At 62.7% G+C, this 24,342-nt stretch carries 23 protein-coding genes; 5 read left to right on the forward strand and 18 right to left on the reverse strand.

The window, feature by feature from the left end:
- Positions 1–7 precede the first annotated feature (7 nt).
- Positions 8–1,081, forward strand: coding sequence for an endonuclease/exonuclease/phosphatase family protein (locus tag ACTFPK_RS08130; RefSeq protein WP_274732975.1), 1,074 nt, complete (start codon positions 8–10; stop codon positions 1,079–1,081).
- A 172-nt stretch (positions 1,082–1,253) separates the two neighbouring features.
- Here the strand turns inward: ACTFPK_RS08130 and ACTFPK_RS08135 are convergent, their stop codons facing one another.
- Both ACTFPK_RS08135 and ACTFPK_RS08140 read right to left on the reverse strand, forming a co-directional pair.
- Positions 1,254–1,895 (reverse strand): hypothetical protein, encoded by a 642-nt coding sequence (locus ACTFPK_RS08135; protein ID WP_274778411.1) that lies wholly within the window; start codon positions 1,893–1,895, stop codon positions 1,254–1,256.
- Positions 1,873–2,103: a hypothetical protein gene (locus ACTFPK_RS08140; RefSeq protein ID WP_274732971.1), complete on the reverse strand. Its 231-nt coding sequence runs from the start codon at positions 2,101–2,103 to the stop codon at positions 1,873–1,875. The genes ACTFPK_RS08135 and ACTFPK_RS08140 overlap by 23 nt, the downstream gene beginning before the upstream one ends.
- A gap of 206 nt (positions 2,104–2,309) precedes the next feature.
- Between ACTFPK_RS08140 and ACTFPK_RS08145 the strand changes: the two genes are divergently transcribed.
- Entirely contained in the window at positions 2,310–3,233 is a 924-nt protein-coding gene (locus ACTFPK_RS08145; protein ID WP_274732970.1) for a trimeric intracellular cation channel family protein, read from the forward strand.
- Here the strand turns inward: ACTFPK_RS08145 and ACTFPK_RS08150 are convergent.
- From ACTFPK_RS08150 to gndA, 5 genes are all read right to left on the reverse strand, one after another.
- Positions 3,230–3,982, reverse strand: a complete 753-nt coding sequence (locus ACTFPK_RS08150) for an iron ABC transporter ATP-binding protein (protein WP_274733010.1) — start codon at positions 3,980–3,982, stop codon at positions 3,230–3,232. The genes ACTFPK_RS08145 and ACTFPK_RS08150 overlap by 4 nt on opposite strands.
- Before the next feature lie 107 nt (positions 3,983–4,089).
- On the reverse strand, positions 4,090–5,145 hold the full coding sequence (locus tag ACTFPK_RS08155; RefSeq protein ID WP_274732969.1) for an iron chelate uptake ABC transporter family permease subunit: 1,056 nt from the start codon (positions 5,143–5,145) through the stop codon (positions 4,090–4,092).
- The gene (locus ACTFPK_RS08160) at positions 5,142–6,143 is read right to left on the reverse strand and encodes an ABC transporter permease (protein WP_274732967.1); all 1,002 of its coding nucleotides are present in this window, start codon (positions 6,141–6,143) and stop codon (positions 5,142–5,144) included. Before ACTFPK_RS08160 ends, ACTFPK_RS08155 begins: the two co-directional genes overlap by 4 nt.
- Positions 6,144–6,203: 60 nt before the next feature.
- A complete protein-coding gene (locus ACTFPK_RS08165; protein ID WP_274732965.1) occupies positions 6,204–7,256 on the reverse strand; it encodes a siderophore ABC transporter substrate-binding protein in 1,053 nt (350 codons plus the stop codon).
- Between the two features lie 500 nt (positions 7,257–7,756).
- Positions 7,757–9,214 carry an NADP-dependent phosphogluconate dehydrogenase gene (gene gndA, locus ACTFPK_RS08170; protein ID WP_274778414.1) on the reverse strand — a complete coding sequence of 486 codons (1,458 nt, stop codon included), beginning with the start codon at positions 9,212–9,214 and terminating at the stop codon, positions 7,757–7,759.
- Positions 9,215–9,412: 198 nt separating this feature from the next.
- Here gndA and ACTFPK_RS08175 point away from each other — a divergent pair, with 198 nt between their 5' ends.
- On the forward strand, positions 9,413–9,988 hold the full coding sequence (locus ACTFPK_RS08175) for a DUF4232 domain-containing protein (protein WP_274732962.1): 576 nt from the start codon (positions 9,413–9,415) through the stop codon (positions 9,986–9,988).
- Between the two features lie 62 nt (positions 9,989–10,050).
- Here the strand turns inward: ACTFPK_RS08175 and pgm are convergent, their stop codons facing one another.
- The gene (gene pgm, locus ACTFPK_RS08180) at positions 10,051–11,721 is read right to left on the reverse strand and encodes a phosphoglucomutase (alpha-D-glucose-1,6-bisphosphate-dependent) (RefSeq protein WP_126135848.1); all 1,671 of its coding nucleotides are present in this window, start codon (positions 11,719–11,721) and stop codon (positions 10,051–10,053) included.
- Between the two features lie 62 nt (positions 11,722–11,783).
- Positions 11,784–12,821 (reverse strand): glutathione S-transferase family protein, encoded by a 1,038-nt coding sequence (locus ACTFPK_RS08185; protein ID WP_439911409.1) that lies wholly within the window; start codon positions 12,819–12,821, stop codon positions 11,784–11,786.
- A 149-nt stretch (positions 12,822–12,970) separates the two neighbouring features.
- Between ACTFPK_RS08185 and ACTFPK_RS08190 the strand changes: the two genes are divergently transcribed.
- Both ACTFPK_RS08190 and ACTFPK_RS08195 read left to right on the forward strand, forming a co-directional pair.
- Positions 12,971–13,231, forward strand: coding sequence for a hypothetical protein (locus tag ACTFPK_RS08190; protein WP_439911410.1), 261 nt, complete (start codon positions 12,971–12,973; stop codon positions 13,229–13,231).
- Positions 13,228–13,482, forward strand: coding sequence for a hypothetical protein (locus ACTFPK_RS08195; protein ID WP_284898727.1), 255 nt, complete (start codon positions 13,228–13,230; stop codon positions 13,480–13,482). The genes ACTFPK_RS08190 and ACTFPK_RS08195 overlap by 4 nt, the downstream gene beginning before the upstream one ends.
- Positions 13,483–13,543: 61 nt before the next feature.
- On the opposite strand, the gene ACTFPK_RS08200 is transcribed toward ACTFPK_RS08195, so the two are convergent.
- The 9 genes from ACTFPK_RS08200 to ACTFPK_RS08240 form a co-directional block, all read right to left on the reverse strand.
- On the reverse strand, positions 13,544–13,903 hold the full coding sequence (locus ACTFPK_RS08200) for a fluoride efflux transporter FluC (protein ID WP_284898729.1): 360 nt from the start codon (positions 13,901–13,903) through the stop codon (positions 13,544–13,546).
- Entirely contained in the window at positions 13,900–14,472 is a 573-nt protein-coding gene (locus ACTFPK_RS08205) for a fluoride efflux transporter FluC (protein WP_284898731.1), read from the reverse strand. Before ACTFPK_RS08205 ends, ACTFPK_RS08200 begins: the two co-directional genes overlap by 4 nt.
- Positions 14,456–16,123 carry a DUF2079 domain-containing protein gene (locus tag ACTFPK_RS08210; RefSeq protein ID WP_439911411.1) on the reverse strand — a complete coding sequence of 556 codons (1,668 nt, stop codon included), beginning with the start codon at positions 16,121–16,123 and terminating at the stop codon, positions 14,456–14,458. Before ACTFPK_RS08210 ends, ACTFPK_RS08205 begins: the two co-directional genes overlap by 17 nt.
- Entirely contained in the window at positions 16,086–17,660 is a 1,575-nt protein-coding gene (locus ACTFPK_RS08215) for a DUF2079 domain-containing protein (protein ID WP_439911412.1), read from the reverse strand. The genes ACTFPK_RS08210 and ACTFPK_RS08215 overlap by 38 nt, the downstream gene beginning before the upstream one ends.
- On the reverse strand, positions 17,660–20,380 hold the full coding sequence (locus ACTFPK_RS08220) for a lysylphosphatidylglycerol synthase transmembrane domain-containing protein (protein ID WP_439911413.1): 2,721 nt from the start codon (positions 20,378–20,380) through the stop codon (positions 17,660–17,662). Before ACTFPK_RS08220 ends, ACTFPK_RS08215 begins: the two co-directional genes overlap by 1 nt.
- A gap of 49 nt (positions 20,381–20,429) precedes the next feature.
- Positions 20,430–22,937, reverse strand: coding sequence for a heavy metal translocating P-type ATPase (locus ACTFPK_RS08225; RefSeq protein WP_439911414.1), 2,508 nt, complete (start codon positions 22,935–22,937; stop codon positions 20,430–20,432).
- Positions 22,938–23,050: 113 nt separating this feature from the next.
- Entirely contained in the window at positions 23,051–23,296 is a 246-nt protein-coding gene (locus ACTFPK_RS08230) for a heavy-metal-associated domain-containing protein (RefSeq protein ID WP_126135841.1), read from the reverse strand.
- Between the two features lie 63 nt (positions 23,297–23,359).
- Positions 23,360–23,767, reverse strand: coding sequence for a type II toxin-antitoxin system VapC family toxin (locus ACTFPK_RS08235; RefSeq protein WP_274732943.1), 408 nt, complete (start codon positions 23,765–23,767; stop codon positions 23,360–23,362).
- The gene (locus tag ACTFPK_RS08240) at positions 23,767–24,039 is read right to left on the reverse strand and encodes a type II toxin-antitoxin system Phd/YefM family antitoxin (RefSeq protein ID WP_274732941.1); all 273 of its coding nucleotides are present in this window, start codon (positions 24,037–24,039) and stop codon (positions 23,767–23,769) included. The genes ACTFPK_RS08235 and ACTFPK_RS08240 overlap by 1 nt, the downstream gene beginning before the upstream one ends.
- Between the last annotated feature and the right edge of the window lie 303 nt (positions 24,040–24,342).

A 24,342-nucleotide genomic window follows, 5' to 3' on the forward strand; every position in this document is an offset into this window, starting at 1 on the left:
AGGCGCGGTGCGCGTTCTCAATTCTCTTCTTGGGTTACTCCTTGCCGCTGTCGCGGTCTTCACGGTGCAACCGGCCTGGTTCGGCCCGCTGGCCCGGCTGGCCACGGTAGTGCCCGGGGCTCAGATCATGTCCAGCCGCGGGGCGCTGGCGCTCGGGATGCTCATTGCCGCGCTCGCGGTAGGGCTGCTCGGCGCGGTCCGCCGCTATGTCGGGGGTGGGCGCGTGGCGGTGAGCTGCGCCGTCGTGCTGCTCCTCGTGGCCCTCGCGCACGCCGGAACGCTGAGCGGGCGCGGGCTGGATCGGGAGGTGTTAGGTGCGCCTGCGCCCGGCGAGCTAACCGTGCTCCAGTACAACACCGAGGGCGGGCGCGTGGACTGGGATCAGCTGGCCGATACTATCGTGCGGGTGGGTGCGGATGCGGTCTCGCTGATTGAAACTTCGGGTGACGCCGGTGCGGAGATTCAGGAGAAACTGGCCGCGCGCGGGGCGGAATACCAGCTTTTCGACGGTGGTGTATCCCGCTACAGCGCCGATTGGCGCTCGTCGGTGCTGCTGGTTTCCGCCGCGCGCGGGGAGTATGAAGCGGTGGACTTGAGCGAAACTTACGGTGATGACCTGGCGCGGGCGGTGGCGGCTGCGCCGCGCGGCGGGGCACGCCCGGATGCTCCGATGTTCGTGGCCGGGCACCCCACGGCTCCGGTACCTGCGTATATGGATCTGTGGCGCGCGGAGGCGCGGGCGTTATACCGGGTGTGCGAGGCCGTGCCGGATGCGGTTGTTGCGGGTGATTTTAATTCGACGGCGGACCACCAGGCTGCCCTCAGCCCTGGCTCGACCTGCCGTGACCTGGGGGCCGATGCCGGAATCGGCGCGGTGGGGACCTGGCCCACCACGGTGCCCGCGCTGCTGGCTTCTCCAATTGATCGGGTCATGAGCTCGGGCGGCTACCGCGGGGTGGCCGGGGAGATCATCGACCCGGATAACGCCAGCGACCACCGCGGTGTCATCGTGCGGCTCAAGCCGGTTGCGGATTCTGCTCCTGCTACTGATCCCACGCCGGCAACGGAATCCGATTCTTAGGGACTGGCTGAGGCGGGGTCCGCAAGCAAGGGCTTTCGGGTAAACTCCATCGCAGGGAGCTCCGGGAAGGTCAATGTCGCGAAACATCGATACACCCCCGGGGCTATTGCTTTTGTGTTCAGCGTCTTTGCTCCACACAAACTTTTAGACAGGCTCGTCAAACGCGGGTGGTTCACTCCGCGAGGGCTTGGAGTGCGATGGCGCGGTTGTTGCGCACCACGGAGCGCACCTGAATCTCTTCCCACTCCCGGATGCCGCGCTGGAGTGCTTCGCGTGCCTCGGGCGTGCATGCCACCCCGAACTCGTCAATAACGAAAAGAAGAACTTCTTCCAAGCAGGGGCGGAACCTGCGCCCACCTACTGGGAAGTGCACATCAGCAATCCGGGGAGTGCGCAGCGCATTCTTGAGGCGCCGGAGCGAGCGCCGGGAATGCTTGCCACCTAGGAGCAAGGCATGAGTCCATTCATCGCGATGGGAATGCACTTGGACATGCGCACAGGGGATATTCGAGCGTGGCGAGCGAATATAATCCCACCGCACCAGGGGCTCTTTTCCAACCTTTCCATGAATCACTGAGAAGGTTGACTCATTGACAGCTAGAAGCCCGGTCTTCGAATTGAGGAAAACCTCGTAATCGAAGCGGACAATCAGGAAACGATCAACGCGAATATCTCCCGACAAGCTTTTTAGCGGGAGACCTCCCTTTGTGACCGTCTGATTTAGCAGCGAAAATCCGGGGTCAATCAGCTCCCCAAGCAACTGTAAATGTGCCGCAAACTCGTTAGCGAGCTCATCCAATCGTGCGTTCACCACGGTAGTACTCCTCGAAGCGATCCAGGATTTCCATTTCGAAGTAGGCGTTAGTTTCTTTTGGTCCGAGCTGGTAGTCATCAGCGCGCTGGTCGAATTCTTCCCGGGTCATTCTGACCTCACGCAAGATTTCTTCTTTGCGCTCGAGAATCTCTTCTAGCGAGTTGTAAACACGGTCTGGAAAGCACAGCCGATCCTCAGCAATATCCATTTGTCTGACTCCTTCAATCGCCTCACGGCGAAGTAGTTACGTGTGCTTCTCCGTCATTCTTGCATGGTATGCAAGCGCGAAAAAGACCCATCCACAACCTGTGGAAAAACGGGGAGTAATTCTGCGGATAACTCCGGATCCGTTGCTGTCATATCCCTTCACCATCTACCCCCAATCCCACTCCGTGAAAAGTTCCGTCACCTAGAATGGGAGACGTGGATTTGGATACGCTCTCGGAATGGTCTCCGGTTGTTTTTGACCTCTTAGATATTTTCGGGGTGTTCGTGGCGGCCATCCTCGGCGGCATGGTGGCCCGTGAAAAGTCCTTCGATATCGTGGGCTTCGTGATCGTGGCGATCATTAGCGCCCTGGGCGGCGGTATGCTGCGTGATGTTCTTATCCAGCAGGCGCCCCTCCTCAAAGAACCACCGGTGGCGCTCACCAATCCGTACTACCTCAGCTGCGCCCTCCTCGGGGCGCTGGTGGCTTATCTGCTGCGCCTGCGCGGGAAATGGGTGCGCCGCTTTATGACGGTGATGGACGCCGCCGTGATGGGGGCCTGGACCGCTACCGGCGTGATCAAAACTCTCAACGCCGGGCTGGGCGTGATGCCGGCCGTCATGATGGGCATGATTACCGCGGTGGGGGGCGGGCTCATCCGCGATATCTCCGTGGGTCGCACCCCGGTGATCTTCGGCGGTAACACCCTCTACGCCACAGCGTCGCTCATCGCGGCTTTCCCCGCGGTGGTGCTCTGGTACAACCACGCACCCATGTTGGCCATGGCGGTATCCACGCTGCTTGCTTCCCTGTTGGTGATCCTGGCTCGCGTTTTCGAGTGGTCGCTGCCCGTCAATCGGGACTATTCCGTGAACGACACTCTCCAGCACGTTAGTTCTTCGCTGAGCCGGCGGATGCGTAGGTTGCGGGATGAAGAGCACCGTCGGTTGGCGCGCGCGGAACGCCAGGAACGTGCGGTACGACGGCGCAATCAATCCCGCCAGTCGCTTCGCGCCCGAGCGCTCAGCAAGAAGAGCCAAGCGAACTCTTCCGGATCAGGCAGCTCCGGGGAGTCCGGGGCGAGCGGTTCGGGGAAACCTTCGAGCGGTGGCCAGTCCTCGGGGCGCTAGTAAATCGCGACCGGGCCGCAGGGGCCGGGGATCACATCGATATTCGCGTCGAAAATCGCGGAAAGGCGCTCCGGGGTCATAATATCTGCCGGGGTGCCCGCATCCATAACGATGCCCTCCCGCATCGCAATAATGCGATCCGAGTAGCGCGCCGCGAAATTAATATCGTGGATCACCAGCACGATAGTGCGATGCAGCTCGTCGGCGGCCTGGCGCAGGTGGCGCATCATCTGCACCGAATGTGAAATATCCAGGTTATTGAGGGGTTCGTCCAGCAGCACGCAATCGGTTTCCTGGGTGAGCACCATCGCCACGTAGGCGCGCTGGCGCTGCCCACCGGAGAGCTCATCTAGGTAGCGCCCTTCCAGCTCGGTCAGCCCCAGGAAATCAATATAGCGGGAGATAATCTCCTCGTCCTCGGCAGTCAGGCGTCCATTCGAATACGGGAACCGCCCGAAGCCGACCAGCTGGCGCACCGTCAAACGCGTCACGAAGTGATTTTCCTGGCGTAGAATAGCGAGAATCTTGGCAAGATCGGCGGATTTCGTCGTCGTTACATCAAGCCCCGCCACCGCAATCGCGCCCGCGTCCATACGCATGAGCCGCCCGATCATCGTGAGCAGCGTGGACTTACCCGCACCGTTCGGGCCCACCAGTGCCGTGACCCCGCCGTGCGGAATATCCAAGGTCACCGGGCCGATCCGGACCTCCGAACTGTAGTCGCGCCGGGTGCCTTCCATACGGATCATCGGATCGGCGCAGCTCAGATCAGCCGCGCGCAGATGCGGGGAAACCACCGGCGGCACCGGCGCGGGAACCTCAAGATGTGTGCCTGCTGTGTTCTTGCGGTGGCGCATTACAACCGCCCCTTTCTCAGTACAACGACGAGGAACGTCAGGCCGCCCACCAGCTCAATAATGATGGAGACCACGCCTTCCGCCGAGAAAATATTTTTCATCACGAAGAAACCGCCCATGAGCACCGCGTAACCGATCACGGCGGCCATGGGGAAAAGGAAACGGTGATCGTAGGTATCCGCCGCCTGGTAGGTCAGGGTGGCAACCAGGAAACCGAAGAACGTCATCGGCCCCACGAGCGCCGTGGATACCGAGATAAGTACCGCGATGAGGGTGAGGGAAATAAGGAGCATTCGCAGGTGATTGACTCCCAGCGACACCGCCACATCCCGCCCCAGCGCAATCGCGTTGAGGGAGCGAGAAATGAGGAGGAGCGCCACTCCCGCGCCCAGCGCCAGCGGCAGCGCCGCCACGAACACATCCGAGCGGGCATTCGCGATAGTGCCGAACATGCGCGCGGAGAGCACATCGAATTCGGACGGGGTGAGCATGCGTTGCATAAAAGCGGAAAGCGAACCCAGCCCGGTGCCGATAATAATGCCGATAAGTAGCATAATATGCAGACTGCCGAGTTTGCCGCGCAGCAGCCACCCGTACAGCGCCAGCGCGCAGGCCACCATAATCGCCACCTGGATGAGGAAAGCGCGCACCCCGGTGAACGCCACGAACCCGGCCACCCCGAAGAAGAAAATCGTGGAGGTGTGAATCACCGAATACAGCGACTCAAAGCCCATAATCGACGGTGTAAGAATCCGGTTGGTGGTCACCGTCTGGAACGCGAGGGTGGCTAGCGACTGGCAGAACGCCACCAACAGAATGGAAAACACCGCCTCGGCGCGCATCCGGGTAATAATCCAGAAGCCCTCGCTGCCCACCGCCACCGGAATATTCCACACGAAATAGAGCGCGGTGCAGGCGAGCCCGAGGAGCGCCACGCCGATGAGCAGCAGCCAGTAGCGCCGCCGCGCGCGCGGGGTTGCGAAAGCACCGGCGTGGCGGGGCGCTTGGCCAGGAACGTAAGATTTTTCGGGAGATTGTGGTACGACGACGCTCATGAGAGCCTCCGGCGCTGACGCAGGATAAGGAAGATGAACACGGCCGCTCCCAGGGTGCCGAGGATGAGGGATACCGGGATTTCAAAGGGAGCGATGAGGGTGCGGGACACCAGGTCGCATACCGTGAGGATCCCGGCTCCGAAAACGCAGACCCAGGGGAGGTTGGAACGCAGATCGTCCCCGCGCAGCAGCGAAATAATATTGGGGACGATGAGCCCGAGGAAGGGAATCCGGCCAATCACCACGGTGACCACGCCGGTGGTCAGCGCGATCACCCCGGTGCCGAGCAGCACGATGAGGTTGTAGTTCACGCCCAGCCCGGTGGCCACATCCTCACCCAGGCCCGCCACGGTGAGACGGTCAGCCAGGATGAAAATGAGGACGGTGGCAATTAAAACAATCCACAGCGGCTCGTAGCGTCCGGCTACCACATTTGCGAAACTACCCTGGAACCAGACCCCCAGGGTTTGCAGGGTGTCAGTTTTGAGGGCGAAGAAGGTGGAAATCGCGGAGACCACCGCGCCGAGCATAATTCCCACAATCGGCACAATTACCGAGGAACGCAGCGTCACCCGGCGAAGGAACAAGAAGAAAATAATAGTGCCGATAAAAGCGAAAAGGATGGCGGCCAGCATCTGCTCGATGAGCGAGGTGTGCGGAACCAGGAACATGACGACGAGCAGCCCGAGGCCGGCCCATTCGGTAGTGCCCGTGGTGGTGGGTTCCACGAATTTATTTTGGGTCAGCAACTGCATGACCAGCCCGCACATCGCCATTGCGGCGCCGGCCAGCACCAGGGAGGCGGTGCGGGGAATACGGGTGGCGAAGTACATGAATTCGCCGCCTTCGTGTTCGGAGATATTGTAGGTACCCGTGGTCATAGACAGGTAGACGAGGCCCGCCAGAATAATGACACCGAGGGTAAGCGGCAGCGCGCGCAGCAGCCTGCTCCCGGTAAATCTGCGTGAGGAAAGAGAACTATGCGGTGGTGTTGTCATGAGCGTACATGCTGCGGGGGCCGGGTCCCCGGCCCCCGCAGGTAGGTTATCTAGCCTGAGCTACTTGGCGGCCTTGAAGGCCTTGGCCAGGTCGTTGAGGAATTCGATGTAGGTTTGCGGACCCTCATTGACGTAGGTATCCGCGGGCATGGTCAGGATCTGCTTCTTCTGGACCGCCGGCACATTGGCCATGGCGGGCGAGTTGGTCACCAGGTCAGCACCGTGAGCTTCGTTGCCTTCACCCACGCCGGCATCGCGGTCCATAATGAGGATCCATTCGGGATTGGCCTGTGCCAGGGCTTCGTCGGAAACTTCGTCACCCTTGTGGTTCGCGGTTCCTTCACCCAGATCGAAGGCCGGGGTGAGGTTGAGGAGCGGGTAGAGCGGGCCGAGGGTGCGGCCCACGCCCGGGGCGAGGTACCCCATCTTGCCACCGTTGGTGTTGATGGAAAGCACCTTCTGGCCGGCCGGGTAGGCATCGCGCGCGGCAGCAATCGCGGCATCCAGATCCGCGTTGAGCTTGGCGGCTTCCTTTTCCTTGCCGAAGATCTTGCCCAGATCCTCAACGTCCTTCTTCATGCCGTCCATAAGGAGTTCGCCGGACTTATTGGCGTCCGCATCCTTTTCTTCCTTGGGCAGCTTGATATTCATGTCAATAATCGCGGCGTTCGGAGCGGCGGCCTTGATCTTGTCATAGTGCTGGGCGAAGCGCTGGCCCACGATCACGAGATCGGGGTTAGCTGCGGTAATCGCCTCAAAATTCGGTTCGCGGTGGTTGCCGATATTGACCACAGAGTCATCCTTGACGTACGGGTCGTCCTTGGGCATAACATCCTTGGGCGCCGCGAGCAGCTTGACGCCCCACTCGTGCAGAGTCTCGAACGTGCGGTTATCCAGGGAAACCACGCGCTCCGGGTTCACCGGAACTTCCTGGGTGCCATGCGAATCCGTGATCGAAACGGTACCCGCGGCCTGTGAGGTGGCCTCAGCGGCGGGTTCCGAAGCGGCGGCCGAAGGTGAGGGGCTATCCTTGGCGGAGTTATTGGAGCAAGCGCCCAGAGCGAGGGTGCCGGCAGCCACAAGCGCGAAAAAGCCGCGAACTGTCTTCTTCATCGTTTACCTTTGCGTAGAGTAAAAATACGTTAGGGAAGGAAGTCCTAACCCGTAGATGAGTGTACTTATACGGGACACCTTAATTCAAGGGCATGTATAAAAAGCGGTATTTTCCCAGGTGAGCCCAGTGTGTATACCTTAACTAATGGTGCGTATTTTAGCGACGCCGTCACGAAGTCGGGGTTTCGGGGTGGAAGCGGTGCGGGCGCGATAGGACCTCTGACTGGCGGCGGTGCGGGCGCGATAGGGCCTCTGGCGAGCATTCGCAATCACGGCAGGCCGCGCCAAAGTAGAAGCACCTCGGCAGCAAGATGTGGAACGGATCTTGCCACCGAGGTGCAGTCGCTGTGGTGTGTAGCCACCGGCGTACGGGGATATTTATGCACGTCAAAGCGCTCCCCGCGCCGCGGTACTCCTTAACGTTACGCTACCGAAAGTTACCGCGGCACGAATGGCGCTCCGGGATATCTCACATCATGTGGATATCTCAACAAAGGTGCTTAGTCCCAGCGTTCTTCTGGGCGGGCGGGATCCTGCCACACGGTGTGGAAAACACCCTCGGTATCGAGGCGGTGATAAGTATGCGCCCCGAAGTAATCACGCTGGGCTTGAATAAGATTGGCCGGGAGGCGTTCGGCGCGCACGCCGTCGTAATAGGCGAGCGAGGAAGCGAACGCCGGGATCGGCACCCCGCGCTGCGCGGCGAACACCACAATGCGGCGCCAGGCCTCCACCGCCCCGGAAATCTCGGAGCTGAAATAGGGGTCGGCCAGGAGCAGCGGCAAATCGGGCTGGCGAGTATATGCCTCGGTAATACGGTCGAGGAAAGCCGCGCGAATAATGCACCCTGCCCTCCAAATCCGCGCCATGGCGCCCAGGTCAATACCCCAGGAATTCTCCAGGGAGCCCTTGCGGATAAGCTCGAAACCTTGGGAGTAGGCCACCATCTTCGACGCGTAGAGAGCCAGGCGGATATCTTCGATAAAGCGCTCGCGGTCCTCCACCGCTACCTCGGTGGTGTGCCCGGGCAGGTTGCGGCCGGCGGCACGTTCCGCGCTATCCCCGGAGAGGCTGCGCGCGAAGGTCGCTTCGGCGATGCCGGTGGCGGGCACCCCGAAAGCTGCGGCGTTTTGCACCGTCCACGCCCCGGTGCCCTTCTGGGCGGCGGCATCCTGGATTACGTCCACGAGCGCGCCCCCGGTGGTGGCATCGCGCTGGCGGAGCACCTCGGCGGTGATCTCAATGAGATAGGAATCCAGCTCGGTGGAATTCCAGCGCTCGAAAACGTCGCCAATTTCCGCGGCGCTCATGCCCAGGGCGGTGCGCATGAGGTCATAAGCTTCCGCGATGAGCTGCATATCCGCGTATTCGATGCCGTTATGCACCATTTTTACGAAGTGACCGGCGCCGTTGGGGCCCACGTAGGTGCAGCACGGTTCGCCGTTCTTCCGCGCGGCAATGGCCTCAAACATGGGGCCGAGGCGATCGTAGGATTCGCGGGTGCCACCGGGCATAATCGAGGGGCCCTTGAGCGCGCCCTCTTCACCGCCGGAGACCCCGGTGCCCACAAAATGCAGCCCGCGTGCGGAAATTTCCGCTTCGCGGCGCATGGTATCGGTGAAAAGCGAATTTCCGCAGTCCACGATAATATCGCCCGGCTCCATGAGATCGGCAAGCTCGTCAATAACCGCATCGGTGGGCTGACCGGCCTTGACCATAATAATGGCGACCCGGGGGCGGGCCAGCGAGGCCACGAAATCAGCCATGGATTCGCTCGGGTAGAACTCCCCTTCGCTGCCGTGTTCCGCCATCACCCGCTCGGTTTTCGCGGCGGTGCGATTGTGGATAGCAACTTTGTAGCCGCGGCTGGCGAGGTTGCGGGCCAGGTTCGAGCCCATCACCGCCATTCCGGTTACTCCGATATCTGCAACGCCAACGGGCGGGGTGGGAATAGACATGCGGCTCCTTCTTCTGAGACTTCTACGAACACCTGATTGAGGTTTCTAACGTGTCTATTCTAGAGTCCCGCGCGGGAGCGATGGATAGGTGTTCCGTTCGCTTCCCGGCGAGTGCGTGAAAAATGACAGCCGCATGAGAATATTGCCATCTTCCCCTGAAAAACTGCCGTTTATGCGCATAGTTGTTAGGGTGGCGGTATGAAAAGAACACGTTTCGCGGCCCTGCTTGCCGCCACCGCCACCGCCTTCACCCTGAGTGCCTGTTCCCATGACAACGCCACGACCGCGGATGCCACTACCTCGCCGGCCAGCGCCGCGTCCCAGCCCACCGCCGCGGCATCGAGCTCCGCTGCTGAGAGCGGGAAGAACGACGACGCCGCCGCTGCCGCGGCGGGAGCCTGCGGGGCAGCTCATCTGGCTGCCACGTTCGAGGCTGGCAGCGCTGCCGGCACGCATGTTCTCACCCTTACGAATAGCTCACAGACGGCCTGCACCCTGCATCCCGATGTGGAGATTGAGCTGAAAGATGCCGCCGGCGATGGCGTCTCCGAGAATCTGAAGCTGAGCTCCCAGGCCGGCAGTATCGCCCCGGGATCCAGCGTGAGCTGGACGGTGGCCCTGGCCGATGCCGGGAGCGTGCCGGGATGTGCGCCGGTCAAGCCCGCGACCCATCTTGAGGTTGATATCGAGGATGGCGGGGAGGATATTGATATTCCCGTCAATCTCACGGGCTGTCAGGATGATGATATCGACCTGCTCAGCGAAGTCCGCTAGCGGGGAATCAACCGGGGCGGGTGGCTCAGCCACCCGCCCCGCGTCGTCGTCGTACTTAATATTTAGTTACCCAGGGCGGCCGCAACCACGGCGCGTGCCTCCTCCTGAACCTGGGCCAGGTGCTCGGGGCCGCGGAAGGATTCCGCGTAAATCTTGTAGACATCCTCCGTGCCGGAAGGCCGGGCCGCGAACCAGGCGTTTTCCGTGGTGACCTTGAGGCCGCCAATCGCCGCGTGGTTCCCGGGGGCCTCCACCAGCTTCGCGGTAATCGGTTCGCCGGCCAGCTCCGTGGCCGTGACGTCCGCCGGGGAAAGCTTGCCGAGCTTGGCCTTTTCTTCCTTCGTGGCGGGGGCATCGATGCGGGCATAAGCCGAGGAACCGTAGCGTTCCACCTGCTCATTGTGGAGCTGGGAGGGCGACTTGCCGGTCACCGCGGTGATTTCCGCCGCGAGTAGGTCGAGCACAAGCCCGTCCTTATCCGTGGTCCACACCGAACCATCCTTGCGGAGGAAAGAAGCACCGGCGGATTCTTCCCCGCCGAAGCCGATTTCCCCGCTCACCAGGCCGGGCACGAACCACTTGAAGCCCACCGGGACCTCCACGAGGGTGCGGCCAATTCCGGCCACCACCCGGTCGATAAGCGAGGAGGACACCAGGGTTTTCCCGACGTTCACCTGCTCGGACCACTGCGGGCGGTGGGTGAAGAGGTATTCAATGGCCACCGCGAGATAGTGGTTGGGGTTCATGAGGCCGGCATCCGGGGTGACGATACCGTGCCGGTCGGAATCGGCGTCGTTCCCGGTGGCCAGATCGTAAGGGGCGCGGCCGTTCGCATCCGGCTCCATGCGGTGAAGCAGACCCGCCATCGCGTAGGGCGAGGAGCAGTCCATGCGGATCTTGCCGTCCCAGTCCAAGGTCATAAAGGGCCAGGCCGGATCAACGTGAGGGTTGACCACGGTCAGGTTAATGCCGTAGCGATCCGCGATTTCCTGCCAGTATTCAGCACTTGCCCCGCCCATCGGGTCCGCGCCGATGCGCACGCCCGCCGTGCGAATCGCCTCGAAATCGATGATGGTATCGAGGGCCGTCACGTAGGCGTCGCGGAAATCGTAGGTGCCGACCTTTGTGACCGCGTCCGCGTAGGGCACGCGGGCAATGTTCTTCCACCCCGCGGCGATGAGCTCATTGGCTCGCGCCGCGATCCACTTGGTGGCATCGGTATCCGCAGGGCCGCCATTGGGCGGGTTGTACTTGAAACCACCATCGCGCGGCGGGTTGTGGGACGGCGTAATAACGATGCCGTCGGCCAGACCCGGGCCATCCAAGCGCAGCGCGTGCGGGGCGCCATTGGCCTCCAAGATCGCCAGCGAGACCGCCGGGGTGGGAGTCCACGAACCGCGAGCATCCACCCGCACATCAGCACCGTTGGCTACCAGCACCTCGATAGCGGTTTTTTCCGCCGGGAGGGACAGTCCGTGGGTATCACGGCCCACGAAAATGGGGCCGTTGTATCCCTGGGCATTCCGGTAGTCCACGATCGCCTGCGTGGTTGCCGCGATATGGGCTTCGTTAAAGGCACCATCGAAAGCTGAGCCGCGATGGCCGGAAGTACCGAAAACCACCTGCTGGAGGGGGTTATTCGGATCGGGTTCGATATCGTAATATGCCGCCACCAGCTCATCAACATTGATGAGATCTTCGGGGCGGGCCGGGGTTCCTGCGCGTTCGTTCATACATTGAGTATCCCACGAATTGCGCTCCAATCGCGGGACTTGTTCCGCGGGTGGAACTTCCCTCAGTGACCGGCGCGCGCGGCTAGGGGAACTTCCTCGCCGGGGGCCACCGGGCCGGGCGCGGTAGAGCGTTCCCCGCGGGTGGCCGGCCCGCCGAAAGGTGAGCCGCCTAGCGCCTCCCGGCCGTGCGGGCTGAGCCATCCGGAAGTATCCGGGCCCAGCGGCACGATTTGATTGGGGTTCACGTCCAGGTGGACTTCGTAATAGTGCGAGGTGATGTGCTCGAAATCCACGGTGTCCCCGAAACCGGGGGTCTGGAAAAGATCGCGCGCGTAGGCCCAGAGCACCGGCATCTCGGTCAGCTTCTTTTCATTGCATTTAAAATGCCCGTGGTAGACGGCGTCGAAACGCACCAGGGTAGTAAAGAGGCGCACGTCCGTTTCGGTGATGTGGTCGCCCATGAGGTAGCGGCGGTGCTCAAGCAGCTCGGAAATATTGCGCAGTGCGGTGAAAAGGCGCAGGTAGGCGCGATTATAGGAATCCTGGCTGCCGGCAAAACCGCAGCGGTACACGCCATTATTAATTTCGGTGTAGATATAGCGCATGAGGGCGTCCATGGGTTCGCGCAGTTCCGCGGGGTAGAGGTCCGGGGCGCCCTCGCGGTGGAAATCGCGCCACTCGGTAGAAAAATCGAGCGTCATTTGCGCAAAGTCATTTGTGGCGACGGCGCCGCTAGCAAGATCCACCAGGGCTGGAACCGTAATTCCCAATGAGAAATTCGGGTCGCGGGCCAGGTAGGCATCCCGCAGGAAATGAATACCGAGTACCGGATCCACGCCGCCTTCATCACGGTCAAAAATCCAGGACCGCTCATCGTGGGTGGGGCCGGGGATGCCCAGTGATATAACATTTTCGAGCCCGAGCAGGCGGCGCACGATCATCGTGCGATTCGCCCACGGGCAGGCGCGCGCCGCGATGAGGCGGTAACGCCCGGGTTCTACCGGAAATTCGGCACTATCGCGGCTCACGCGCGTGGTGATGTAACGAGCGTCGCGGCTGTAGCCTTCGCCGCGGCGGGTAAATGTTGCTCCGATGATCATATTCGCCTCCCTGTGCATCGGCGATTGGTGATGAGTGATCGCCGATTGGTGATCGTTGAAGAATATATCAGATTGGGTGGGTGGGGGCTAGGCCTCGCGGGCTGCCGTGGCGATGTGGGCTCGCCTTCCTAGAATCCTGGTAAATATCGTTGACGCGTGGAATTTTGGTAAGTACTGTTGACAACGTGGAAATAATGGGTAGTGCGTACCGGCACGGCATTGCGGGCGAGGATATCCTGCATGCCGTGCGTAATGCGATAAAAGCGCATTACATGGATGGTTATGTGCTGGTCATTGGGCCAAGTAGATCCGGGCAACTGCTCGAACTGTGTATTAGCGACGATGATCGCATTTTCCACGCTATGAAAGCCCGTAAAAAGTTCCTGCGGTTGAAAGGTGATTTGTCGTGAAACGCTCGATTGAAGAGATGCTTGATGAAGTGGAAAACGCGAACGGTGGCGAGGGGCCAGACCCCATTGCGACTGTCGATGACCCTTATCTCGCACAAATTGCTGTGGCGCAGATAGAGCTACACGCCGCTGATAATCGGCTAGATGCTGCGGTTGCTCGGGCTCGCGCAGCCGGTAAAACGTGGCAAGCCATTGGCGACGTTTTGGGTATGACACGCCAGGGCGCTAACCAGAAGTTCGCAGCAGCATGATCCCGAAGGTGTCGTGGGTGCCGGGGATAAACTCCGCTAACTCCTTGCGCGCTCCTTAGCTTTATCCCAGCGCTAGGCCGGCGAAGAACGCCGCGATGCCCAGGAGGAAATTTCCGAGCATGAGGCCGATGCATGCCCAATAACGGCGCTTCTCGAAGAGGCTGAGGGCATCGGTCATCGCCGTCGAAAAAGTAGTGAAACCACCCAAAAAACCGGTGGTGACGTAAAGACTGTACGGCCCGAGCCAGGTAGCGAGCGCCCCGCCGCCGGTCACCAGCCCGAAGAAGAAGCAACCAATCACATTGACCGTGAAAATCCCGGCCGGCCACGTTGGCTTGAGCCACGCGGTGAGGGACGAATCGAGAATCCCGCGGCATAGGGCACCCAGCCCGCCGGCCACACCAAGAAGTAGTAGCGTCACGCCGCATCACCGCCCGCATTGCCACTGGTGTTACCGCCGCTATTGCCGCCTGCGCGCCGGGGCATCGCGTGCCGCTGCACCGCGTTCCGGGGCGGCGCGGGGAAGCGCCGGCCCAGAGCGCGCCCGCAGGTCATCCCGGCAAAAGCTAGCAGGAAACCGCCGAAAAGTGTGCCTCCCGCCGTCAGCCCTGCCAGGCGCGCTAGTTCTTCGGGCGCCCCGCTGAGAACCTCGCCGGTGGCCAAGTTGGCGCTAAGCGCCACGAAACTCGAATAGGTGGTGAAGCCACCGCAGAAACCGGTGCCGAGCAGGAGACGCAGCCGGGCGCCGTACCGGTGCGCGCCAGTGGTGAAGAAACCAGTGGTGAAGAAACCGGTGATGAACCCGAGGAGGAGAGCCCCCGCAAGATTGACGATAATCGGAGCTGCCACGCTCGGGACGAGCGCGCGGGCAACCGTGCCGGCCCCACCCCCGAGGAAAACAAGGAGAAGTCCGGATGCGTCCCGATAGAGCGGGCGCGCGCTAGGCGTAGAAATAGACCTGGGTGTAGCCGTGTTATTTTCCTTTCTCACGCGCGGGTGCTTCGCCGGGGAGCACGGTCACGTAACCGCCTTTATCGCTGGCAATATGCCAGGTTCCCCCGAAGTGTGCGCTGGTCCAATCGAGCACCTGCTGAGCATCCCCGTGGCCGGATTGGGGCGCGAAAACCACCGCGTTTGCGCCGGCATTCCCGCGGGTTCCCTCCCAGTACACGGTGTTATTCGGCACCAGGTAGGCCAGCATATAAATATCGGTGACCACGTGGGAACCATCTGGAACCGCGGCCAGGGCTTCCCGCGCGCCGGCGCGCTCCTCCGCGGCCGCTCCGCCATAACGCCCCTGGAGCCACCAGCCCACCGCGTTCGCGCGCGTGCCCACCAGGGTGGCGATCACGCTGGCGACCAGGGCGAACACGATCAAACCGCGCTTGAGGTGGCCGCCGCGCGTGCTGTATCCGCTGCGCCGGCCGTTCTTGCCGTGCTCCGTGTTCTTAGCGTGCTCCGCGAGTTCCCTCAGCTTCGCGGAGCGCCCTAGCCGCCCCAGCCCGTCCAGTAGCGCGATGGTGGCAATCGGCATGAGCACGGCTGAATAATGCCAGCCCAGCCCCCAGTAGTGTTCCACATTTCCCGTGAAACGCCAGGCCAAGGTGGGGAGCATGAGGAGAATCCACGGGCTGGCCAGGCCCACCACCCCGGCAGTGCCCAACAGCACCGCCAGGGTCACCAGTTTCGTGTGCGCGCCGGTGAAAAGCCCGGCATCACCCGCGAGGCGATCCGTATAATCCCAGGCGCCGTCCGGATTGAAAGCCGGCAGGAGCACCCATATAGAAAGCACGAACCAAAGCGCACCCCATACCGCCAGACCCGCAGCCCAGCGCCCCGCCGGGCTTGCCCAAACCGCTCGCGCTCGCGCTGTCCGAGTCTGCGCCGCCGTGGCGGCGCCGTCGTCGTTCCGCACCGCCGCGCAGCGGCCCGCGTGCCCGTGCGCGAAAAACTCCGCCAGCAGCGCGGCCGCACCGAAGGCCACCAGGGTGAGGCCGAGGTCTTCTTTGACGAAAACAAGCATGCCGAGCGGAACCACCGCGCGGCGGTAGCGGCCCTCCACCCAGGCCGTCAGCCCGAAAGCAAGCAGCGGCACCGCGAAAGCGATTTCGTGGAATTGCGCGGCCACCGCGGCCGAAAGCCCCCAGGACACCGCATAGATCAGGCCAAACGCTACTCCTGCCCCGGATCCGCAGCGCGCCCGCGCCAGGCGGGTGAGCGGAATCGCGGACACCGCAAAAAGCGCATTTTGCATAATGAGCAGGGTGGCGCCGCTGGGCCACAGCGCAAAAATCGGGCCGAGCACTATCAGGATGGGATGGAAATGATCGCCCCACAGGTTGAAGCCGGGACCTTTAATATCCACGATGGGGGTTTCGAGGTGCGCGTAACGCTGGGCGAGCTGCGTGAAAATACCCAGGTCCCAGGAGGACGTCTGGAACGAAGCCCACTGGTGCAGCGAAAAAGCGGTAAAAAGAATAAAACTGGCGAGCGCCACCAGGTAGGGAACCGGGTCGGTGCGCAGCGGGCGATACCAGGTCGCGGTGCGAATCGCCGGCACCCGGCGAACCACCCGCATGCGGCGAGCCATCATCATCCGTTCCTCACCTTCCGTCGGTACCGTCGCGCGCCACCACAACATAGCCGGCCTCCCCCGTGACAATATGCCACTGCCCGCCTACTTTCGCGGTAATCCAGGCCACCACCTGGGCGCCATCCCCGTGGTTGAGCCGGTTGGAGAACACCACCGTGTCAATATACGCGCCCGCGTAACTATGCTCCCAATACACGGTATTACCTGGGACAACGTAGGCCATCATGACCACGTCGGCGAGGATGTGTCGCCCGGTGCCGGTGGCTGCCACCGCGGCGCGGGCACCCGCGCGCTGCTCGGCGGTTTGGGTGGCACCGTAATCGGAAAAATACACGTACTGCTGGGTATTGGAGCGCCCCGTCACCCAGGAGCCGAAGCCATTGGAGGCGGTGCCGAGCACGCTGGAGGCCAATGCGAGGGCGAGGGCCGCCGCGGCCAGGCGGGGGCGGAGGGCGAGTACACCGAGGGCCTCGCGCTGCGCGGTAGCTGTGGATTCCTGCGCCTGCGGCGGTGGTACGACGCCGCCGCGCGCACCCGCCCGCGCGAGCCCATCGGTCAGCGCGACGGCAATCATCGGCGCGAGCACCGCCGAATAATGCCACAAAATAGTCCAGTAGTAGGGGTTGTCTCCCACGAAACGCCAGGCGAGGGTGGGGAGCAGCAGGGCCGCCCACGGGCTGCGCAGTCCCACGATTCCCAGGGCAGCCACGATATAGCAGAGCGTGCCCCAGCGATTGGGCTCGAGGAGCATGCCCGCCAGGTCAAGACCTTCGCGGACCCGCCCGGCATAATCCCACTGCCCGGAATTATTGAAAGCCGGGAGGATAACCTGGGTGGCGGCCAGGAACCACGCGGTGCCCCAGGCCGCCAGGAAAGCGCCGATGCCAGCCAGCTCGCGCCAGTCGTGCGCGCCAGCGCTGTTGCGTTTCCCGGCGCTGCCGGGGTCGGTGCGGTCACCCCCGCGCGCCCCGCGCCAGCTGAGCAGCGCGACCAGCACCCCGAAGCACGCCACCGTGAGGCCGAGATCTTCTTTCACAAAAACCAGCAGCGCCATAAGTACGGCCGCCCGGACGGTGTGCCTCTCCAGCCAGGCGGTTAGCCCGAAAGCAAGCAGCGGCACCGCGAAAGCGATTTCGTGGAATTGCACCACCAAGGCGGAGGTGAGTCCCCAGCTGGCAGCATAGGCAACCCCGATGATGGTGCCCGGCACCGCACCCACCCGCGCGCGGGCGAAGCGCGCGATGGGATACACCGAGATCCCGAAGAGCACCGCTTGGAGGGTGAGTAGGCTCATCCCGGAAGGCCAGACCCGGAACAGTGGCCCGGTGAGCAGCAAAATCGGGTGGAAATGATCGCCCCACAGGTTGAAGCCCGGCCCTTTAATATCCACGGTGGGCGGGAAGAGCCCACGTGCATACTGGTCGGCCAGCTGGGTGAAAATGCCCTGATCCCAGGAAGGGGAGGAGAAGTTCACCCAGGTATACCAGGAAAAGAACATATATACGGCGAAAGCCCCGGCGGCCAGCAGCAGCGCCGTCGTATCACAGTGGCTGCGCACCCCCGCGAGTGCCGCTCTGCCGCGCATTAGATAATGTCCTTCTTCTGGAGGTGGCGCAGCGCGAACCACCCGATAGGCACCCGCGCCCAGAAAGTGAGCAGCCGGTAGAGAATCGCGGTGGAGAAAGCCACCGAATACGGCAGGCCCGCAATGGTGAGCCCGCCGGTGAGTGCCGCTTCCACCGGGCCAATACCACCCGGGGAAGGCACCAGTGATCCCACCGAATTAGAGACCAGGTAGGTGATTGCCAGCGTGACCACCGGGAGGGTTTCCCCGAAAGCTGCCAGGGAGAAACCGAAGGCCGCCACGAAACTCACCGTCATGAGGAGGGATCCGCCGAAACCGGCGAGAATTCGGGAGGGGTGGGTGGCGAGCCACACCACGCGCGGCCACACCTGCTCGATGGTGGGGCGCACCAGTTCAATAACTTTGCGGCGCAGCGGGCGAATAAAGTAAACCGCCGCGCCCAGGGCCGCCACCGCCGCCACAATGAGCATGACGGAGGTGCTCGGGATAGAAAGATTCCCGAAGTCGCCGGTGAGCAGCCCGAGGGCCAGAAGCAAGAGCACCGTGGTAATAAACTGCGCGATCTGCACGAGGGATACGGTTGCCACCGCCACCGGGGTGGCAACCTGATTGCGCTGCAGGTAGCGCAAATTGAGGGCGAGCGGCCCGATCCCGGCCGGCATAACCAAGCCCAGCACCGAGGCGGCGATCTGCACCTCGCTGGTTTCCCACAGCGGCAGCCGCTCGGCCGTATATGCCTTCAGGCACAGCGCCGCGCCCACGTAGGTCGCGAAACTGGCGATAAACGCGGCGAGCATCCACCACGGGTTAGCGCTGCGAATCGTTTCTTGGAGCTCGGTGAAATTAATGGAGCCGAGCAGAATGAAGATGGCAAGCACCCCGATGACGATGGTAATAATCGTCTTCGCGGAGAATTTGCGCAGCTGAATGGTTTGGGTGGCCGTGCCAATATCCTGCGGGAGCGCCTCCAGCAGCACCTCGCGCAGGCGCTGCACGCCTTTTTTATCTTCGAGCTCGGCCAGGGTTTGCGCCGGCATGATGGTGCGTTGCACGGTCGGGGCCACCGAGGAAAGCCGGTCGCGGGAAATGCAGCGCAGCGCGGAGGCGACGGCGCGTTCCGGGCCCACCGCTACCGCCTGGAGGAGGTAGAGCTGCGCTAAGTCAATATGCCGGGAAAGCTCATTGGAAGAAAAACTGCCGTTGCGCCAGTGGGTGATGACCACGTCGTCTCCACGCACCGCGACCACCCCGGCGCGGATATCGTGGTGGGTGAGCCCGCGGGCGTGCGCGCGTTCGAGCGTGGACCACATGGCGTCCAGCGCCGCATCGGAGATTTCTTCCGGCGCCAGATCCGTGAGGGGAACGGCCTCGATATCAGCAAAAGCGACGACGGCGGACGCGCCAGCCGCCGCGTAATGGGCATCGCGCCGCGGGGCCACCCCGGCGTGAACAGCGAGCGCTTCCATAAGGAGGGTGCGTTCGGCGGTTTCCTCCACGTTATCCCCGGTCCGCTGGGTGACCTGGGTGAGGGTGGCCCGCTGCCAGGCGCTGGCGAGGCGCCCGAGGACCGCGCGATCCGAGTCAATAAGCGCGGCGATGTAATGGGCGTCGTCGGCCAAGGTAACTACGTAGTGGCGGGAATTGACGTCTCCGATAAGCGGGTGGACATCGTGGCGGGCCCGGGTAATGAGGGCGCGCACGTTAATATCGTCGTCCGGTTCGCCCAGCGGGTAGCTGCCCGCAGCGTTCGCGGGAAGCGGGCCCTCGTGTTCCGCGGTGGCCGCGGCGGTGAAAGCAGCATCGGCCTGCCCGATGTGCCCGGTGAGCGCCTCGCGGAGCTCCTTGAGAATCGCGGTATCCACATATCCGAGCGGCCCGGTCACGGGAACGGACCACGCGTGCATATCGGCGTCGTCGCCCGCATCTACGCGGATAATGCTGCGCGCGTCCAGGCCGGCGCGGCGAATAAGAGTAACGACGGCGGCGCCGGTGGCGCGGTCGGGCGAATCCCCGAAGGCATAGAGCGCGAAATAGCCGCAGGACATCCCTACGAATACGGTGGTCAGCGCGCCGGTGAGTGTTTGGGCGCCCTGGAGCACGGAGAGCACCAGCACGATTCCCAGTGCCCACCAGCCGGTGCGTACCAGCCGGCCCTGGCGTTCGGAAGCCGCCACTACCAGGATGGTGGCGATAATCGAAACGTAGGGGAGCATGCCCACGGCGGCCTGTTCTTGGATGGTGTCTGAGAGGTCGATGGTGATTTGCGAGGTGGGCATAAAGCGCTCGAAAAGCCACAGGGAGCCGTAGCAGATGGCGAGCGCGCCGGCCATGGCCACCAGCGCGGTTACGAGGGTGCGCCAGCGCCGGTAGCGGATGATATCGAAGAAGAGTAGGAGGGGGAGGAAAAGCGAAACGAGGCCCTCAAGCACGTTAATGGGCATGGAAAAAATGGTGCGGAGGGTATCCGGGGCCGCGTTCGCGACATCGTGCGTAACGGCCACGGTAGTGGTGTAGCCGAAGCGGGAGATAAGCAGCATCCCGGCGATGGCCAGGGTGAAAAGGATGCCGCGCAGCAGGTTGGCCGGGCGGCGGGTCCAGCGTGCGATTTCGTCCACGAGGAGCACGCGGTGCACGGCGGGGTCGGCGGGTACGTTCGCCGCAGCCGGGGCGGACTGTACCTCCGCCGGCTGAACCGGGCTCGTATCCTCGTTGTGGCGCACTAGCCCAGTCTAATTGATGGGTAGGGCTTTCTCCTGTGACCCGGCCCGGCTACTCAGCCCGGCGCAGCCGCAGCGAATTGAGCACCACGATAACCGAGCTGGCGGCCATGGCCGCGGCGGCTAATCCCGGCAGGATAATCCCGGCCACCGCCGCCGGAATAGCGATGAGGTTGTAGCCGAAAGCCCAGGCTAGATTCTGGCGTATCACCCGCAAGGTGGCGGCGGAGATGCGCAGCGCCGCCCCTACGTTGCGCAGATCGGAGTTCACAATGGTGATATCGGAGGCGGCCTTGGCCACGTCCGTGCCCGAGCCCATCGCGATGGAGAGATCCGCGGCGGCGAGAGCTGCGGCGTCGTTCACCCCATCCCCGACCATTGCCACCCGGGCGCCGGCTGCGCGTGCCGCTTCCACCACCCGGACTTTGTCCGCGGGGAGGACTTCGGCGTGCACGGTGCCGATTCCGGCGGCGCGGGCCACCGCCCGCGTGGTGGCCGCGTTATCCCCGGAGGCCAGAATCGGGGTGAGGCCCAGGTTCTTGAGCTCGGCAACGGCCGCGGCGGAGGTGGGGCGCAGCTGGTCGCGCACCGTGATAAGGGCGAGGGCTTCACTCCCGCGGGCAGCATCGCAGCGCGCCAGCATGACCAGGGATGCCCCGCCGCTGGCGGCTTCCTCCAGCGTGCTCTCCCAGTCGGCCACATCCACCCCGGCTTCGCGCAGCGCGCGCGGGGAGGCCGCGTAGTAGCGCTGCCCGCCGATGGTGGCACGCACGCCCTGCCCGGCCAGATTCTCAAAATCGGTAGCGGGCCTCAGTTCCAAGCCCTCCGCGCGGGCCCCGGCCACAATCGCGCGGGCGAGGGGATGCTCGGAATAGTTTTCCACGCTTGCGGCCAGGGCCAGTGCTTCTGTGCGGGTGGCGACGGCGCCACGGCCACCCGCACCTGCCGGTGGAAGAACAACCCGGTCCACGGCCATAGTTCCGGTGGTGAGGGTACCGGTTTTGTCCAGAATAATGGTGTCCACGCTATGCGCGTTTTCCAGGGTTTCCGGGCCGTGGATGAGGATGCCGCGCTGGCTGGCCCGCCCGGAACCGACCATGAGCGCGGTGGGGGTAGCCAGGCCCAGGGCGCAGGGGCAGGCCACCACCAGTACGGTAATCGCCGTCATAATCGCCAGGTCAAGAGGATTACCGAGAGCGAGGCGCACCCCGAACGTCACGAGCGCAATAAGGATAACCGCGGGCACAAAAACCGCTGAGACGCGGTCCGCCAGCGCCTGCACGGGGGCTTTCCCGGATTGGGCCCGGGTGAGGAGGCGGCCCATCTGCGCCAGGGTGGTATCGCGGCCCACCCGGGTGGCTCGCACCCGGATCGCGCCCGCGGTGGTGAGGGTTGCTCCCGTCACCTCATCGCCCGGCCCCACGTCAATCGGGGTGGATTCGCCGGTGAGGAGGCTGGCGTTTACCGCGGTGGTCCCGGAGACCACCACCCCGTCGGTAGCAATTTTCGTACCGGGGGCCACGAGGAATTCGTCTCCGACGGCCAGTTCGCTGGCAGGGATGATTTCATCAACGTCCGCTCCGGTGGCGGTGCGTACCCGGCGTGCGTCGTCGGCACCTAAAGCGAGGAGGGATCGCAGCGCATCTCCCGCGCTGCGGCGCGAGCGGGTTTCGAGCCAACGCCCCAGCAGCAAGAAGGTGACGATCATGGCCGCGGTTTCGAAATACACGTGGGATCCGTGCGCGGCGCCGGTGGCGAGTGCGTGGATTCCGGTCATGGACATGCGGTAGTCCGCCCCGCCGGCTCCGCCCCACAGCAAGGCCCAGGTGGACCACCCCAGTGAGGCCAGGGTTCCCAGCGAAATAAGGGTGTCCATGGTGGTGGAGCCGTGGCGCAGCGCGGCGGCGGCCGAACGGTGGAAGGGCCAGCCGCACCACAGTGCGATCGGGAGGGTGAGCGCGCCGATCACCCACTGCCAGTACGGGAATTGCAGAGCCGGGATCATGGAGAGCCCTACCACGGGGATGGAGAGGGCTAGCGAGATCCAAAAACGCCGCCGCAGCGCAGCGATACGGGCGCTCGTTCGGGCCTCGGCTGCTTCCCGGACTTCGGTGGCGGCGCGGGCGGATTCGGCAGATGTGTTCGGGTGTGCGGTGGTCGGATGCGCGGCGGCGGCCGGATCGGTATCGCGCGTGCGGGCGCTTGCGTTCGCGTCCTCGCTGCGCACGGCCCTTGGGGTGAGTTCCGTGCGGGAAATGAGCCGGGCTTCGTAGCCGGCTGCGCTGACCTGGGCGAGGAAATCGGTGGTGTCGAGCTGGGCCCCGGCCTCACTGAGTTCTAGGTGGGCTTCGTCGGTGGCCAGATTGACGGTGGCACGCACCCCGGGCAGTTTATTGAGTTTCTTTTCCACTCGCGCCACGCAGGACGCGCAGGTCATCCCGGAAATCGCTAGGTTCACTTCGGCAACGGGAGTGGCCGCGAGGTTTTCGGCCGCGGTGCTTGCGGTGTTCTGCGCGGTGGGGGACGACGGCGCAGCTGCGGTCAGCGGGGGCTCGGACATAGAAAATCTCCTTATGCGGGCACACGTGAGTGGGCTGCCGCGGGTGGTGGTTCGCGGCAGCGGGTGCTTATCAAGGCAGCGGGTGCCTAAGAATATGTGTGAGTGGGTGGTGTTTAACGAATAATCTCGGTCACGGTGTAGTCGCCAGCTTCGGCTACCGCGGCTGTGAGGTCAGCGTCGGAAAAATCGTGCGGGGTGTATACGAGCACCGAGGAGGTGCCTTCCGGGTTCAGAGTAACGAGCACGCTGTTAACATCCGGGAGCGCATCGAGTTCTGCACTCACGTGCTTGACGCAGTTTTCGCAGGTCATCCCGGTGACTTTCAGTTCGATAGTGCGATCAAATTCTTCTGTTGCCATGGTGCGCCTCCTTCTTCAGCCCCGCGGTGGGGTGCACCCGGTTTAACACGAATCTACGCGGTGCTATTCCCAGGTCTCTGAACCTGGAGCGATAAGGGGAATTCCAAGTGCTTGCGCAGAGTTAGCAAGTTGGCGGTCATATGTAACTATTGCTTTTAAGTCATCGCTCAACAGTAGTGCGGTTGCAAGGTGGATAGCATCTAGACTCCGTAAAACTACAGGTTCTAATGTGCCGGCCACATCACAAATCTGAGAGCTAATACGGATGAGGGTTAAGGCTTGGAGAATCATTCGAGCTTTTGTGCGTTTCTCCGCACCCAAACGCCCGGCAGCGCGCATCAATTCGACTCTTGTTAGATCTGAAGTGTAGCAATGCTGGGTGTTATTTCGTATCCAGCTCCTGAAAGCGGGGCTTTCCGGTTCTTCATGCAGTATTTTTACCAGCGCGGAGGTGTCCAAATAGAAAGCCATTAGTAGCGTTCTTCCTCACGCATCTGTTCCAAAATTTTGCTTGCAGATATTCCAGTAGGTTCAGGCGAGGGTTCAAGTACTGCCTCCCACGGGACCGTAGCTTCTCTTATCAGACCGCTATCGCGGAGACGTTGTATCGCCGATTCTTGCCACGGCACGATTTGGGCAACCGGCCGGCGTCGATCAGTAACTGTAACGACGTCCCCCTCGGCTACTTGGCGTAGTACCTGAGAAGCGTTTTGCCCGAGTTCTCGCAATCCCACAATGCTCATGTACTACATTGTAGAACATGTGTTGTTGTTGGGGAAGGGTGCGAATTTGTAATCGCGGCGATGATTTTTAATTGACGATATGGGGCTGCGGACTGTTTATTGGACATTATTGCTTAAAACCGCTTGACGCTGTTCCATAATTGTTAAACCATCGAACGCCACTCTCAAGGGATCCTGTCACCGCTTACCGGTTTCCCGGGCCTCGGCGACGGATAACAAGCTTACAAGCCCACCACCCAAAACACAAACCACACCAACGAGACACCCACCACACCCCACCCAAACACCCCAAAAACCAAAGAA

Source organism: Actinotignum sp. UMB0459 (genome assembly GCF_051905915.1).
GTDB lineage: Bacteria > Actinomycetota > Actinomycetes > Actinomycetales > Actinomycetaceae > Actinotignum > Actinotignum sanguinis.

Coding starts and splice junctions, on each gene's coding strand:
- ACTFPK_RS08140 (WP_274732971.1), bottom strand. CDS start 2,103: ATGGATATTGCTGAGGATCGGCTGTGCTTTCCAGACCGTGTTTACAAC.
- ACTFPK_RS08145 (WP_274732970.1), top strand. CDS start 2,310: ATGGGAGACGTGGATTTGGATACGCTCTCGGAATGGTCTCCGGTTGTT.
- ACTFPK_RS08150 (WP_274733010.1), bottom strand. CDS start 3,982: ATGATCCGTATGGAAGGCACCCGGCGCGACTACAGTTCGGAGGTCCGG.
- ACTFPK_RS08155 (WP_274732969.1), bottom strand. CDS start 5,145: ATGAGCGTCGTCGTACCACAATCTCCCGAAAAATCTTACGTTCCTGGC.
- ACTFPK_RS08160 (WP_274732967.1), bottom strand. CDS start 6,143: ATGACAACACCACCGCATAGTTCTCTTTCCTCACGCAGATTTACCGGG.
- ACTFPK_RS08165 (WP_274732965.1), bottom strand. CDS start 7,256: ATGAAGAAGACAGTTCGCGGCTTTTTCGCGCTTGTGGCTGCCGGCACC.
- gndA (WP_274778414.1), bottom strand. CDS start 9,214: ATGTCTATTCCCACCCCGCCCGTTGGCGTTGCAGATATCGGAGTAACC.
- ACTFPK_RS08175 (WP_274732962.1), top strand. CDS start 9,413: ATGAAAAGAACACGTTTCGCGGCCCTGCTTGCCGCCACCGCCACCGCC.
- pgm (WP_126135848.1), bottom strand. CDS start 11,721: ATGAACGAACGCGCAGGAACCCCGGCCCGCCCCGAAGATCTCATCAAT.
- ACTFPK_RS08185 (WP_439911409.1), bottom strand. CDS start 12,821: ATGATCATCGGAGCAACATTTACCCGCCGCGGCGAAGGCTACAGCCGC.
- ACTFPK_RS08210 (WP_439911411.1), bottom strand. CDS start 16,123: ATGTTGTGGTGGCGCGCGACGGTACCGACGGAAGGTGAGGAACGGATG.
- ACTFPK_RS08215 (WP_439911412.1), bottom strand. CDS start 17,660: ATGCGCGGCAGAGCGGCACTCGCGGGGGTGCGCAGCCACTGTGATACG.
- ACTFPK_RS08225 (WP_439911414.1), bottom strand. CDS start 22,937: ATGTCCGAGCCCCCGCTGACCGCAGCTGCGCCGTCGTCCCCCACCGCG.
- ACTFPK_RS08230 (WP_126135841.1), bottom strand. CDS start 23,296: ATGGCAACAGAAGAATTTGATCGCACTATCGAACTGAAAGTCACCGGG.
- ACTFPK_RS08235 (WP_274732943.1), bottom strand. CDS start 23,767: ATGGCTTTCTATTTGGACACCTCCGCGCTGGTAAAAATACTGCATGAA.
- ACTFPK_RS08240 (WP_274732941.1), bottom strand. CDS start 24,039: ATGAGCATTGTGGGATTGCGAGAACTCGGGCAAAACGCTTCTCAGGTA.